Origin of the sequence: Campylobacter showae, from assembly GCF_900699785.1 — a bacterium.
Classification (GTDB): domain Bacteria; phylum Campylobacterota; class Campylobacteria; order Campylobacterales; family Campylobacteraceae; genus Campylobacter_A; species Campylobacter_A showae_D.
Map to the genome: position 1 here is coordinate 239,375 of NZ_LR535679.1, position 13,581 is coordinate 252,955.

General features: G+C 48.0%; 16 protein-coding genes. 4 read left to right on the forward strand and 12 right to left on the reverse strand.

Translation table 11 applies throughout. The features are described from left to right. Position 1: 1 nt before the first annotated feature. From E4V70_RS01110 to E4V70_RS01125, 4 genes are all read left to right on the forward strand, one after another. Positions 2-1,438: an alanine/glycine:cation symporter family protein gene (locus E4V70_RS01110; protein ID WP_232037871.1), complete on the forward strand. Its 1,437-nt coding sequence runs from the start codon at positions 2-4 to the stop codon at positions 1,436-1,438. Beyond that, the gene (locus E4V70_RS01115) at positions 1,435-1,716 is read left to right on the forward strand and encodes a helicase (RefSeq protein WP_122863064.1); all 282 of its coding nucleotides are present in this window, start codon (positions 1,435-1,437) and stop codon (positions 1,714-1,716) included. Before E4V70_RS01110 ends, E4V70_RS01115 begins: the two co-directional genes overlap by 4 nt. Further along, positions 1,703-2,545: a ModD protein gene (gene modD, locus E4V70_RS01120; protein ID WP_122863065.1), complete on the forward strand. Its 843-nt coding sequence runs from the start codon at positions 1,703-1,705 to the stop codon at positions 2,543-2,545. Before E4V70_RS01115 ends, modD begins: the two co-directional genes overlap by 14 nt. Before the next feature lie 69 nt (positions 2,546-2,614). Beyond that, on the forward strand, positions 2,615-3,364 hold the full coding sequence (locus E4V70_RS01125) for a class I SAM-dependent methyltransferase (protein WP_122863066.1): 750 nt from the start codon (positions 2,615-2,617) through the stop codon (positions 3,362-3,364). Between the two features lie 60 nt (positions 3,365-3,424). Here E4V70_RS01125 and glyS read toward each other — a convergent pair whose 3' ends face one another. The 12 genes from glyS to E4V70_RS01180 form a co-directional block, all read right to left on the reverse strand. Next, entirely contained in the window at positions 3,425-5,458 is a 2,034-nt protein-coding gene (gene glyS, locus E4V70_RS01130) for a glycine--tRNA ligase subunit beta (RefSeq protein WP_122863067.1), read from the reverse strand. Then, the gene (locus E4V70_RS11045; RefSeq protein WP_269472407.1) at positions 5,455-5,583 is read right to left on the reverse strand and encodes a hypothetical protein; all 129 of its coding nucleotides are present in this window, start codon (positions 5,581-5,583) and stop codon (positions 5,455-5,457) included. The genes glyS and E4V70_RS11045 overlap by 4 nt, the downstream gene beginning before the upstream one ends. After that, a complete protein-coding gene (locus E4V70_RS01135; RefSeq protein ID WP_122863068.1) occupies positions 5,570-6,907 on the reverse strand; it encodes an endonuclease/exonuclease/phosphatase family protein in 1,338 nt (445 codons plus the stop codon). The genes E4V70_RS11045 and E4V70_RS01135 overlap by 14 nt, the downstream gene beginning before the upstream one ends. Continuing rightward, the gene (locus tag E4V70_RS01140; RefSeq protein ID WP_122863069.1) at positions 6,904-7,383 is read right to left on the reverse strand and encodes a tRNA (cytidine(34)-2'-O)-methyltransferase; all 480 of its coding nucleotides are present in this window, start codon (positions 7,381-7,383) and stop codon (positions 6,904-6,906) included. The genes E4V70_RS01135 and E4V70_RS01140 overlap by 4 nt, the downstream gene beginning before the upstream one ends. Next, complete coding sequence (locus tag E4V70_RS01145; RefSeq protein ID WP_122863070.1) at positions 7,383-7,607, reverse strand: hypothetical protein; 225 nt, start codon at positions 7,605-7,607, stop codon at positions 7,383-7,385. The genes E4V70_RS01140 and E4V70_RS01145 overlap by 1 nt, the downstream gene beginning before the upstream one ends. A 25-nt stretch (positions 7,608-7,632) precedes the next feature. After that, positions 7,633-8,769 (reverse strand): tRNA nucleotidyltransferase/poly(A) polymerase family protein, encoded by a 1,137-nt coding sequence (locus E4V70_RS01150; RefSeq protein WP_122863071.1) that lies wholly within the window; start codon positions 8,767-8,769, stop codon positions 7,633-7,635. Continuing rightward, positions 8,735-9,256: a CiaD-like domain-containing protein gene (locus E4V70_RS01155; protein ID WP_122863072.1), complete on the reverse strand. Its 522-nt coding sequence runs from the start codon at positions 9,254-9,256 to the stop codon at positions 8,735-8,737. Before E4V70_RS01155 ends, E4V70_RS01150 begins: the two co-directional genes overlap by 35 nt. Continuing rightward, entirely contained in the window at positions 9,253-9,498 is a 246-nt protein-coding gene (locus E4V70_RS01160) for a hypothetical protein (protein ID WP_002952078.1), read from the reverse strand. Before E4V70_RS01160 ends, E4V70_RS01155 begins: the two co-directional genes overlap by 4 nt. A 2-nt stretch (positions 9,499-9,500) precedes the next feature. After that, complete coding sequence (leuB, locus tag E4V70_RS01165) at positions 9,501-10,574, reverse strand: 3-isopropylmalate dehydrogenase (protein ID WP_122863073.1); 1,074 nt, start codon at positions 10,572-10,574, stop codon at positions 9,501-9,503. Position 10,575: 1 nt separating this feature from the next. Beyond that, on the reverse strand, positions 10,576-11,058 hold the full coding sequence (locus E4V70_RS01170) for a 3-isopropylmalate dehydratase small subunit (RefSeq protein WP_122863074.1): 483 nt from the start codon (positions 11,056-11,058) through the stop codon (positions 10,576-10,578). Positions 11,059-11,670: 612 nt separating this feature from the next. After that, complete coding sequence (locus E4V70_RS01175) at positions 11,671-12,732, reverse strand: sensor histidine kinase (RefSeq protein WP_122863075.1); 1,062 nt, start codon at positions 12,730-12,732, stop codon at positions 11,671-11,673. Beyond that, on the reverse strand, positions 12,713-13,570 hold the full coding sequence (locus tag E4V70_RS01180; protein WP_122863076.1) for a hypothetical protein: 858 nt from the start codon (positions 13,568-13,570) through the stop codon (positions 12,713-12,715). The genes E4V70_RS01175 and E4V70_RS01180 overlap by 20 nt, the downstream gene beginning before the upstream one ends. Positions 13,571-13,581 lie beyond the last annotated feature (11 nt).

Here is a 13,581-nt window from a genome sequence, read left to right on the forward strand (position 1 = left end):
TATGAACGACGAGATGTCGCTAGCCAACGACTTTTTATACGGCTATTTTTTGGTTATCATGCTCGTTCTTACCGGTATTTATTTTAGCTACATTACTAGATTCGTGCAGTTTAGGATGTTTTTCGAGGCTTGCAAAGTCTTAGTCGAGAAAAAGGATAAATACAACAAGCACCACCTCACGCCCTTTCAAGCGCTTATGATCTCCACCGCCTCGCGAGTGGGCATCGGAAATATCGCCGGCATCTCCGCCGCTATCGTATCAGGCGGACCGGGCGCGCTATTTTGGATGTGTTTGATGGCTTTTTTGGGCGCGGCTTCGGCATTTGCCGAGAGTACACTAGCTCAAATTTACAAGACCAAAGACGTGTTTGGCTTTAAAGGCGGACCGGCATACTACATCAAAAACGGCCTAGGTATCAAGTGGATGGCGACCCTTTTTGCCGTCATTCTCATCATCACGTACGCATACGGATTTAACGGCCTACAAAGCTACACCATGACCTCCGCCTTTCAAATTTACTACGACCAAAGCGCGGGCGCTACAAGCTTTAGCGATAGCGGCTTGCCCGTGGGAATCGGTATCATCCTAACGGCATTTGCGGCGGTGATGTTTTTTAGCAAGAGTCACGTCATCGGCAAGGTTAGCTCCTATATCGTGCCTTTCATGGCGCTTGCTTACATCCTGCTAGCCTTTATCGCGATCTGCTTAAATTTAGACAAGCTCCCGGCCGTCTTTGATATGATCATGAAAAGCGCCTTTGATTTTAAGGCGATATTCGGCGGATTTGCAGGCAGCGTGATCGTCTACGGTATCAAGCGCGGCCTGTTTTCAAACGAAGCCGGCATGGGTTCTGCGCCAAACGCGGCCGCCGCGGCTCATACTAGCCACCCCGTAAAGCAAGGACTCGTACAGGCGATGGCGGTTTTTATAGATATGACGATCTGCGTGGCTTCCGGCATGATAGTGCTTTTCTCGCAGGACTATATCACAAAACAAACCGGCGCTAGCGGAGAAGTTTTAACCGCGCTTCCTTTGGTACAGGCTGCTATGCGCGAGTACTACGGCGAGATCGGCCTTCACTTTACGACGCTTGCAGTGGTGCTTTTTGCTATTACCTCGCTGATCGGCAACTACTACTACGCGCAGGCAAATATAAAATACCTTACCAAAAATCACAAAATCGCCATAGCTTTTAAGCTAACGGCGGTCGCGATGATATTCGTCGGAGCGCAGATGAACCTAACTATCGCCTGGAATATCGCCGATATCACGATGGCAGCGATGGCTACGATAAATATCGCGGCGATCTTTATGCTATCAAAAGTCATGATAAAAGCCCTAAAAGACTACGAATTGCAAAGAAAAGCTGGGCTAAATCCGGAATTTGACCCTGAGAGCATAGGCATCGCAAACACAACTTGCTGGAGAAAAAAATGAACATAAGCGGACAACTTTTAAATTTACAAACCCATAGAAAAGTCGCAAAAATCGGCATGAGCGTCACTCTGGCCACCGTTTGCCTAACGGCGCTAGGGCTTAAAGGCAGAAATAAAAGCCGCTGCGAGAAGCTGCATACGATCGCAGGCGTCGCGTTCGTCGGCTTTTCGCTATATCACGCGGGACTCTACGAAAACGGCATCTTTAGAAACATGATCGTAAACGCAAACAAGAAAAACGCCGAAGCAAAGAGGCTAGCAAGCGATGATAAAGCTTAGCGACGCCGAAATTTTAGCCTATATCGGCGAAGATCTACCCTACTTCGATCTCACGACCTCGCTTCAAGGCATCCGCAAAAACGCCGTTTTAACCATACTGCCGCGCGAGGACGTGACGGTTAGTTGCGTAGACGTCGCGGCCGGCATCGCCAGGCTGCTTGGCTGCGAGGCGCAAATTTGCGTCCCAAACTCAGCCATCGCCGCCACAAAAGAACCGATCGTAAAAATTAGCGGCAGCTACGACGACGTGCACAAAGCCTGGAAACTAGCGCAAATTTGCCTAGAGTACGCCTGCAAGATCGCCACCTACGCAAGAGCGATGAACGAGACGGCCAAAAGCGTAAATCCAAAATGCGAAATCCTAGCCACGCGCAAGAGCTTCCCGTTTGCTAAGAAATTTTGCCTAAAAGCCGTGCTTGAGGGCGGCTGCGGCATACATAGGCTAAATTTGAGCGATAGCGTGCTATTTTTCAAAAATCACATCAAGGCCTACGGCTCGTATGAGGAGTTTTTGGCTCAAATTCCAACCTTTAAAGCAAAAGCCCCCGAGCGCAAAATCGCCGTCGAGTGCGAAAATTTAGATGATTGCGAAGCGCTTTTAAAGGCTGGCGCCGACGTCGTGCAGTGTGATAAATTTACGCCGGGGGCGGTAAAGCAAGCAGTAGATCTACGAGATAAAATCGCTCCAAACGCAGCCCTAGTCGCAAGCGGCGGGATAAATCTAAAAAACGTCCGAGAATTTGCTAGCGCCGGCGCGGACGCGCTCGTTACGTCAGCTATGTACACGCAAGGTATGGCAGATATCACGGCGGTTTTGGAGTTAGTTTAACGGGTTACAAATTTGTAAATTTGACGAACGATTTAGGCGTCAGTTTATACTGCTATTTTAGAAAAAAATATGAAATCATATCAAGATATAAACAAAGAAACGATAGATAGGTGGGTCAAGGAAGGCTGGGAGTGGGGCAAGCCCATTTCTAGCGAGCAGTATCTGAGTGCAAAAGGCGGTGACTACGTCGTTTTCTTAACGCCGACCGTTCCTGTTCCTAGCGGGTGGCTCGGAAATTTAAAAGACAAGAGCGTCCTGGGACTGGCATCTGGCGGAGGGCAACAAATGCCTATATTTGCGGCTTTAGGCGCAAAGTGTACCGTGTTTGACCTATCATCCGAGCAAATAAAATCCGAACTTTCGGTAGCCGCTAGAGAGGGCTATGAGATAAACGCTCTGCAGGGTGATATGACTAAAGCTTTTCCTTTTGCGGACGAGGCTTTTGACGTTATTTTCCATCCCGTCTCAAACTGCTACGTAGAGGACGTGGAGCATATTTTTAAAGAAGCTTATAGGGTTTTAAAAAAGGGCGGCGTCTTGCTTTCTGGGCTAAACAACGAAATCAACTATATCATCGATGGCAATGAGGAGCGGATAGTTTGGAGTATGCCGTTTAATCCGCTAAAAGACGAAAAAGCTATGGATTTTATGGTTTCGCAAAAATCGGGAGTGCAATTTTCTCATAATCTAACCGAGCAAATAGGCGGGCAGCTAAAGGCCGGCTTTACACTCGTCGATATATACGAAGATACGAACGGCACCGGCAGGCTACATGATCTGAATATAAAAACGTATATCGCTACTAAATCGGTTAAATAAATTTAATTCTACGTCGCCGTATAACGAAAAACCTAGCCGCTCATACGAACGGCTTAAGCTTCACAAACTTATCTCTTTTATATCGGCGATTTTAAGGAATTCCGCGTAAATTTGCCCTACGAGCGCAAGGCGATTTTTACGCACGAGCTCATCCTCGGCGTTTATCATCACGTTGTCGAAAAACTCGTCTATCGCAGCTTTTAGACCGAAAAGATTTTTTAGGCGTTCGCTGTATGAGCCGCCGGCTTTTACCGCGGCCTTAAAGGCGTCGTTTAGCTTTTTCTCGCTCTCGTTTTCAAATTTCGCCTCGTCTACGGCGCCGAATTTTTCATCCTTGATGATGTTTGCCAGACGCTTAAACGTGCTGAAATTTTGCCTAAAGTCCTCCGCTGCGCAGATCGCGCCTAGAGCCTCGATCGCCTCGCACTGCGCGAGCACGTCGCCTTTCTTGCTAGCTAGGCAGGCCTTTACGACGGACGGGTTTACATCAAAGAAGGTGTAAAGCCTATCAAATATAAATCCTATCAGCGCCTCGACGTCAAATTTAGCATATCCCTCCGCCGTCTCGCGTAAAAACGCCGCGATATCAAGGTTTAGATTTTCGTTTTGGATGATCTTGATGACGCCGTTAGCCGCGCGGCGCAGCGCATACGGGTCCTTGTTGCCGCTTGGGATCTTGCCCGCGCTAAAGAGTCCGATTAGCGTCTCGAGCTTGATCGCGAGCGCGACGACGGAGCTAAAGATAGTGCTAGGTAGCGCGCTGGCCTCGCCGCTTGGCAGATACTGCTCCTTGATCGCGGTTACGACGTTTTCGTTTTCGCCCTTAGCCGCCGCATAGTAGCCACCCATCACGCCTTGAAGCTCGGTAAACTCATACACCATCTGCGTGGTTAGATCGGCCTTACTCAGCATCACGGCGCGCTCCAGTAGCGCCTCGTAGCCCTCTCCCGCGCACGCTTTTAGTCTATCGGCGCAGATTTTAGCCAGCCGTTTTGCGACACCCAGCTCACGCACGCTTTTGTCAAATGTGCTGCCAAGCTCCTTTAGATAGGTGATATTTTTTAGCTTTTCTGGGCCGAACTCATGCGCTAGGTCGCTGCGCCAGAAAAACATCGCGTCGCTAAGCCTCGCGCGAAGTACTTTTTCGTTGCCCTTTACGATGAGCGCAGGCTCGGGCGAGATGGCGTTGCTGACGACTACGAAGCGATTAGCGAGCTTACCGCCCTCAAAAACGGGAAAATACCTTTGATTTTCCTTCATCGAGGTGATGATGACCTCGCTAGGCACTTCCAAAAACTCCCGCTCAAAGCCGCCCAGCAGTGCGGTCGGATGCTCGGTGATCGCTACGACTTCGTCTAGCAGCGCCTCGTCAACCTCGACCGTTACGCCGTTTTTAGCTTCGATTTGTTTAAACTCGCTCAAAATTTTCTCTCGGCGCACGTTTTGATCGAGGATTACGCCGATTTTAGGCATCGCGGCGAAATAATCTTTCGCGTTTTTGACGACAAATTTATCGTAGCTTACGCTTCTATGCATGAAAATACTGTCGCCGCTTTCTACGTCAAATTTGTTAAATTTAACGACCTCGTCTCCAAGCAGGCACAAAAACGAGCGCACCGGGCGGATAAACTCAAATTTACCCTCGCCCCAGCGCATAGATTTGCCAAAATTTAAGCTCAGCAAAAACTTCTCTATCATATCTCCCAGAAGCTCGGCGCTTGGCTTGCCGGCGACCGGCTTTTTATAGTAGAGCACCTCTTTGCCGCCGACGGTTTCAAATTTTAGCTCGAACTCTGCGATACCGCATTTTTTAGCAAAGCTTAGCGCGGCAGGCATCCATGCGCCGTCTTTTTGCGCGACTTGCCTCGGCGCGCCGATAAACTCGCTAAATCCGTCCTCCTGGCGCACCGCAAATTTCGGGTGATAAAACGCGATCCTGCGCGGCGTGTAGTAAAACTCGCACTCGCTGTCCAGGCCGTTTTGCGCTAGCGTCTCGCGCCATTTTGCCGCGACGTTGCCGCACTCTTTTAAAAACGGGATCGCCGGCAGCTCCTCGACGCCGATCTCCACGATCAGTTCTTTTGTTTCGCTCATTTTTTATCCTTTTTTAAATTTTGTCTTCTTTTGCTTCTCTCAAGCGTCTGCGTGACGAATCCGCGCATCAAAAATATCATAAAAAGCACGAATGCGCCAAGCATCGCCGCGTCAATTATCTTCATTTTCTATCCAAATTTGAGGTTCGTTTTTGTAGCTCACGACGCGAACGGAGGTGAAAATCGCCTCTTTTTCGTTGCGCGGTTTGCCCTTTGCGCCGTAAATTTTAATATCTCCGTACGGCGTGTAGAGTCTGCCATTTCGCACTTCGCCGCCGATACGGCTAAACACGTCGCCGAGGCGCGCTTGCTTTAGGTTTTTAGCCTCCAGCATCTGTCCCTGCGGATCTTGCGTTTCTTCGTAAATTTTCACCGCATAATGCGAGCTGATCTCAAGATTTCCCTTAAACTCGTCTAGGCGGTTTACCGCTACATCCATGACCCCGCCGGGCTTTGCGTCATTTTTTGGCTCATAAACGTAGATACCGCGCTTATCCTGCGCTAGTGTGAAGCCTTTTTTGTCCTTTTGTACGACCGTAGCGCGTTTTAGCAAAACGGGTAAATTTGACTTTTTTGATAGCTCGCCGACCCGCGCCTCGGCGATATTTTGCAGCGTATTTTTAGCGTTTTTATCAAAATTTAGCCTAAAAACCAGTGCGAAATGATCCGAAATTTGCTCTCCCTCTCGCTCAACCTTAAAGCTGTTTAAAACGTAATTTTGGTTAAGCGCGTCTTTGGAGAGCAGGACGTGATCGAGCGCATTTAGGCTCATGTGAGAGTAGCGCTCGTGCTTTGGCAAAAACGCCCAAAGATTGGCTAAATTTTTACTAGCCTCTAGATCGCCCAGCAGCTCTTTATCTCCGTAAGGCGTATTAAAATCGCCCAAAACCACGACCTTTTGGGTATCTGCTAAGGCTGATTTTAGCGTGACAAAAGCCGTTTTTCTCTGCTTTAAAGGATTTTTCCTAGCTGGAAAATGCAAATTTAAAAGGTTAAATTTTTGTCCCTCCACTTCAAAATCAAGCTTCAAAATGTCCCTTGTTTTTACGTTTGGCACGCTAAAAATCTGCGTTTTTTCAGGCTTTACGCGAGATAACACCGCTAGTCCTACGGGGCCGTTTTTACCCTTTAAAAAGGCAAAATATTTATAGCCCGCCTCCTTCATCAGCTCTTTTAAAATCGCTTCGTTTTCTATTTCTTGAAGCGCGATAATATCGGCGTTTAACTCTTTTATCTTTGCGCTTACGGCTTTAAATTTGGCGCTTGCTTTTTTCTCGTTCCACTCCGATTTGCCGACGACGAAATCCTTATACTCGCTGCCGTCGTTTTTGGCGTCAAATAAATTTTGCACGTTAAACGTAGCAATCTTTAGCTCGGCGCCCGCCGCAAAAACGGCGAAAAACAGGGCCGAAAAAAAGAGCGCAAAAAGCCTATTTACCGCAAATTTCATAGCGCGCCTCCAAGGCCCGACTGGGCGAAATTTTGCCTGATAGCCTCATACGCGATGATGCCCGCGCTCGTGGCTAAATTTAAGCTCCTGCCCTGCTCGCCCATCGGGATTTTAATCGCGTTTGCGAAATTTCGCCGCATCAGCTCCATAGGCAGCCCCGTACTTTCGCCGCCGAAAAACAGAAAATCGCCCTTTTTAAACTCCGCTTCAAAATAAAATTTACGCGCCTTCGTCGTAGCGTAAAAAAATCTATCCTCGTAAGCGGCGTTTGCGCACAAAAACTCGTCCAAATTCTCCCAAATCACCGGATTTAGCAGCGCCCAATAATCAAGTCCCGCGCGCCTAACTGCCTTTTCGCTGATGTCAAAAACGGTCGGCTTGATTATATGAAGCTTAAGGTTTGCATTTACGCACATACGTCCGATCGAGCCCGTATTTTGGGGGATTTGAGGATGAACGAGGACGATATTAAACATTAAAAAGCCGCCTTAGCACGCATTTTAAAAGACGCAAAAGAGCTTGCAGGGCTGTGTAAATTTGAGTTTTTTATAAGACTAATAAATTTTAAAAAATTATTTTTTAAGTAGTATTTAAAAATATCGCCGCAAGCGTATCGCGACGGTTCTTTTTTATTTTGAAAATTTATAATTGAGATTTTTTCCACTTTCGCCTCTTTAAAATAGGGCTTAATTTTAGCCAATTTGCGCTTTTAACTAGGTTAATTTTTAAGCGCGGCTTGACTTTTCGTTTAAAAATTTTTCGATCGCCAAATCCTGCCTGCGCCTTATCTCAGCACCGATCTGCGCGCCTTTAAAGCCTTGTTTTAAAATCTCAGCCGTATCGATAGCGGGTTCAAATTTGGCTTCAAAAACGCCTAAATTTTTAGCTCTTTTTATGAGGCCGGGCGAGTTTAGTCCGAGCCAGCTTTTTAGCGGTTTATCTAGCGCGATTTTAAGCAGCTCGACGTCGCTTGGACGCTGCGAAAAAAACGGCTCTTTAACGCAGGCTTCAAAGCTTTTTGGCAGTCCCAAATCGTAAAAATTTTTAACGCCGAAATAGCCGTTTAAAAGATACAAAAACTCGCGCTCGTCTTTTTTGCCGTTTTGTTTGGGTAGAAATTTAACCGCTCTTTTTAGCTTTACGGCAAATTTTTCCGCCTCGGCGCGGCTCAAATTTAGCCCGAAAATTTTACCCAAAAGCCCTAGTTTGTAAAGATATAAAAAGCCGATTTCTTGAAATTTAGCGCTAAAAAGCTTCATCAGCTCGCCGTTTATGCGCTCTCGGCTAAGGTCGCTGATACTTAGGCGTTTCATCAGCCTCAAACTACCTCGCGCGATACGGAAATTTAGCCGTGCGCTAAACTGAACCGCCCGCAGTACGCGCAGGCTATCTTCGGCGAATTTTTCATCGTCGATATGGCGCAAGATACCGCGTTTTAGGTCGCACTCTCCGCCGTAAAAGTCCAAAAATGAGCCGTCAAAGATATTTATCATCATCGCGTTTACGGTAAAGTCTCGGCGCAAAGACGCCGCACGTTCGTAGTCCGTATACGTGACCTCAAACGCTTTGTGTCCTTCGCCTGTTTTGTTTTCGGTTCGCGGTAAGGAAAGGTCGAAGTTTTTAAATTTATAAACGAAGTAGTTTTTACCCACGCCGCAAGCGCCGATTTGCGCCATCAGCGCGTCGAATTTAGCCGGGTCGATACCGTAAATTTCAACGTCAAAGTCGGAGATTTTTTTACCGAGCATCGCATCGCGAACGCAACCGCCGACGATATACGCGCGCTTGGTGTGGGGTGCGAGAAAATCTCGCAACCATTTTAGATTTTTATTTTTGCAGATTTTCGAGCCGATTTTCGACATTTGCCAGCACGAATTCTAAAAATTTAAGTGTGAGCGAGAGTCTGTCTTTTAGATTTTCCTCGCCGGTTGCGTTTAGTCCTTCAAAAAGCACCAAAACGCGTTCTTTTAGGTTTTTTAGAAATATCTCCTCGCCCGTAAAATTCGCAACCTCGACCTCAAAGGCTTTTTGCGGCGCAGCAGTCGCTATAGACTCCTCTACACCATCAAATTCCGCCGCCGTTTTTTGCGAGCTTACCGCGCTACCCAAAGCCGCCTCAAACTCGCTAACCTCGTCCGCTACGCTTATCTCGCCGACTAAATTTGCAAGGCCGGCGGCGTTGGTCAAATTTACGTCGCCGCTTGATACGGGAATGCCCCCCAAATTTATCCCGTCTTTAGTTTCGTTTGTCTCTTGCGATACGTCCTGTTTTTCGCGCGCGGCGTCCATCCGCTCTAGCTCCATCGCCACCTCGTCTATCGCCATTTTCGCTATTTCTTCTAGTTTCATAGTTTTATCAGCCACCTTTTAAATTCGGTTATTTCTTCGTCCGTTTTCATCTTAACAAAAAAATCGCGCATCTGCTCGTTCACGCCCGTTTTTTTCCTGCTAAGGCCGCTTAGGCGCCTTATCGCGGCGATCGCGGCGGCGTTTGCGGGCTCTCGCTTTAGGATGTTTTTATAAACTATCAGCGCGTCGTCTTTTAGCCCTTGAGCCTCGTAGATTAAGGCCTCGGTAATCGTATCTTTCATCTTTACGCTTTTTTTACGAGCGAGGCTACGATACTGCCCATTTCGCTCGTAGTGCAAATTTCTTTAGCGTCAAATTGCGCTATATCCTTCGTCCTGTATCCTTGCGCAAGTGCGGCTTTTACGGCATTTTCGATCGCTTTTGCTGCCTCGTTTTCGCCGAATGAATACCTAAGCATCATCGCAGCGCTTAGTATCGTAGCGACCGGGTTTGCGATGCCCTGCCCCGCGATATCGGGCGCGCTGCCGTGGATAGGCTCGTAGATGCCCACCTTGCCCCCGATGCTAGCGCTTGGTAGTAGCCCTATCGAGCCGCACACCATGCTAGCCTCGTCGCTTAGGATATCGCCGAAGAGATTTTCCGTCAAAATCACGTCAAATTTACTAGGCGCGCGCACTAGTTGCATAGCCGCGTTATCGACGTACATAAACTCCAAATTTACCTCCGGATAGCTCTTTGCGACCTCGCTCGTGACCTCTCGCCACAGCTGACTAGTCTCTAGCACGTTTGCCTTATCGACCATGCAGACGCGTTTTTTGCGCTTCATCGCGGTTTCAAATCCAACTTTTGCGATGCGCTCGATCTCTTCGCTCGTGTAGGTCATCGTGTTGTAGGCGCTGTTTTCCTTTTTCTCGCGCGGCTGACCGAAGTATATCCCGCCCGTTAGCTCTCTAACTACGATAAAATCGACGCCCTGAAGGACCGACGGCTTTAGCGTGCTAGCGTCAACTAGCTCGTCAAATATCATCGCCGGGCGCAAATTCGCATACGCGCCAAGTCCTTTTCGCAGCTTTAAAAGCCCGCTTTCAGGGCGCAGATGACGCGGCAAGCCGTCCCATTTAGGCCCGCCTATGGCGCCGAAAAGCACTGCGTCCGAGTTTAGCGCGCCGTTTAGCGTCTCGCTAGGCAAAGGCTCGCCGAACACGTCGATCGCGGCGCCTCCCATCAGGTAAAAGTTATAGCTAAGCTCAAAACCAAACTCCGCGCTAGCCGCGTCCAGCGCCTTTATCGCCTCATCCACTATCTCAGGGCCGATGCCGTCGCCCTTTATCACCGCTATGTTATAAATTTTAGCCATCTTATATCCTTGTCTTTGCGTATTCTATGAGGCCGCCGCTTTTTAAAAGCTCTTGCATAAACGGCGGTATCGGGCTAAATTTATACTCTTTGCCGCTCGTTAAATTTACGACCGCGCCGTTATCTACGTCGATTTTTAGCTCGTCGCCCGCATTTATCTCGTCGGTTTCTTTGATTTCTAGTATCAAAAGTCCCGTGTTAAAGCTGTTTCTATAAAAAATCCTAGCAAAACTTTTAGCTATCACCGCACCTATACCTGCGGCCTTAAGCGCCAAAGGAGCGTGCTCGCGCGAGCTGCCGCAGCCGAAATTTTCGCCCGCTACGATGACGTCGCCGACGGATATTTTTTTGCTAAACTCGGGATCGGCGTCCTCCATGATATGAGTGGCCAAGATTTTCTCGTCCGAGGTGTTTAGGTAGCGCGCGGCTATGATGATGTCGGTGTCGATATTGTCGCCGAATTTCCAGACTTTTGCTTGTTTCATAATTTACCTTAAGATTAAATTTGCGCGATTTTATCCAAAAGAATCTAAATAAACAATCAAAGCGCGATAGGTAGCGGTCGGTGCGGGTAAATTTGAGGTTAAATTTAAACAGTCCGGCTCGCGGGTCAAATTTCAAATTTAACATAAAAATAAGCGCGCCAAGGCAGGAAATTCAACAAGCTGCATAAATTTGAGCGCTCAGAAAAGGCAAGCTTTAGAGCGGCGGAATCGAGGTTAAATTTGATCAAAAAATGGACGAGATATCGCCGAGATACTCGTCCGCAGATTTTTATTTTTATAAATCGTTACATTCGGTTAAAACAAAACCACCGCTGCCGTTAGACAACCCCAAAGCACGGCTCCGATAGCCATAGTTGCGTGAGTTACTGCAGAATCTTTCATCTTTTCTCCTTTATTTTTGGAGAATTATAATGACCTTTTGTGTCCTCAATGTGTCCTTTGTATGACTTTTTAAAATTTCGCATTAAATTTACGCTTGTTCCGTCAAATTTCGCGCCCGTAAGTTAAATTTACCGTGCAATCAGCCGAGTCTGAGAGTCAAATTTACCCGCCGAAGAATCGCAAATTTGAACTATTTTAGCCGCGGTTTTCTCAAATTTTACGCGCGTTTGGGATTTTCACGCTAGCAGTCGTGCCGCGCCCCGGCTCGCTTTCAAGGCTTATCTCCCCGCCCAAAAGATAAACTATACGCCGCACGATAGATAGCCCAAGACCGCTGCCCTTGCCCTTGTGCGACTCCTCGCATTGATAAAATTTATCGTAGATTTTCTCAAGCTTTTTAGCCTCGATGCCCGCCCCCTCGTCGCTAATGCGTACTATAAGCCGCCCGCCCTCTTCTCGGCAGCTCACGCCGATATCGGCGGCTGAGTATTTCAACGCGTTATCCATCAAATTTACCCAAATTTGCGCTAGCATCGAGGCGTTGCTACGCACAGTTACGGCGGCTAGATCTAGATCAAACTCACGCCCGTCGTACTTTTGCATTAGCATCGCGGCGGCCTTTCGCAGCTGCTCGTCTACACGCACGTTTTCGTCCAAATTTACGCCCGCTTGGCTGTCCAGGCGCGATAGTAGCAGCATATCCTCGCACAGTCTGCTTAGCGCGCCCGCTTGCTCTTTTATGAGATCTAGATACTCGTTTCTGCGCGCTTCGTCCGTCTCGTCCTGTGCGATCTCGCAGTAGCCGCTGATGACGCTTAGAGGCGTTTTTAGCTCGTGCAAGACGTTTGAAATGAAGTCCTTTTGCATGTAGTCCATCTTTTCTAGCGCCGCCGCGGTCAAATTTATATTTGCCGCTAGCTCGTCTAGCTCGTGCAGGTACTCGCTATCCACGCCGCGTTTGCAGTTCTTGCGCGCGACCCTAACGGCGAAGTCGCCTCTGGCGATCTTACCGGCTGCTAGCCTAAAGCTCTCGACATATCTCAAAAAATAGGCCGATACCGCGTAAAATATCGCTCCGCCCGCGCCCATCACGATAGCGCAAAAGCTGATAATGCCCCAAAACATCCCAAGCTTCATCTCAAATATCCGCTCGTAAGCCAGGATCGCCGCCGACGCCGCGACGCAAAGCACGCAAAAGACGAAGATAAACATCGCCGCGGTGTAGGTTTTTAAGCTGATTAGGTATTTTTTCTTATTTTGCGTAGTACTCATATTTTATTTCCGTTTTTTTATATAAACCGATCTCTTTTATGTCGCCGTTTTCGTAGTATTTGTCCGCGGGCTTAAATTTGACCGAGGTTTTATGCGTCAAATTTCCCCGCTCGTCCCTCGTTATGTCTTTAAACTGCAAGATTTGCCAGATTTTTGCCTCAGAGCCGAAGTAATTTACCGACGTATACTCCATCTCGTCGCCGTTTGCGGCGTAGTAATAAACCCATTTTGAGTTCGGGGCTTGCGTGATTTTTTCGTATTCGCCGTTTGGCTTGCGCTCGAAGCTTATCACTATGGCGTGGCGCGGCTCCATATTATTTTCTATCCGCGTTAAAACGCCATTTTCGTCGTAGACGTAGCTATCATCCGTCACTAGCGTCCCGCCGGAATACGCCGCCCGAGCGATCATTTTACCGTCCTTGCCGTAGGTAGTTTTCTCCGTGCGCGGGTAAAATTTATCCTCAACATGCTGTTCTTTGGCTGTCGCAACTAAATTTTCGCCGTCAAATTCGTATTCGTAGAGATAAACGGCGCTATCTTGGTATTTTTTGCGTATTAGCCCGTCTTTACCGTACTCAAACAAAACCGAGCTGTTCGGCACGCCGTTTATATGCTCGGTTTCTCGCAGTATATAGCCGTTTTCGTTAAACTCCGTCCGCTTTACGCGCGTATTTTCTAGCGCGCCCGAGCCGTCTATAGAGTATTCGTACTCCGTAGCCGTCATGCTTTTAACCTCGCCTTTTAGATCCTTTTTGCTCCAGTCGCTTTCTGGTAAAACGGCCGAGTTTAGATAGCAAACAGCCGATACCGCCGCGAAAATAGCTTTTAAAATTTTCACTTTATCTTCCC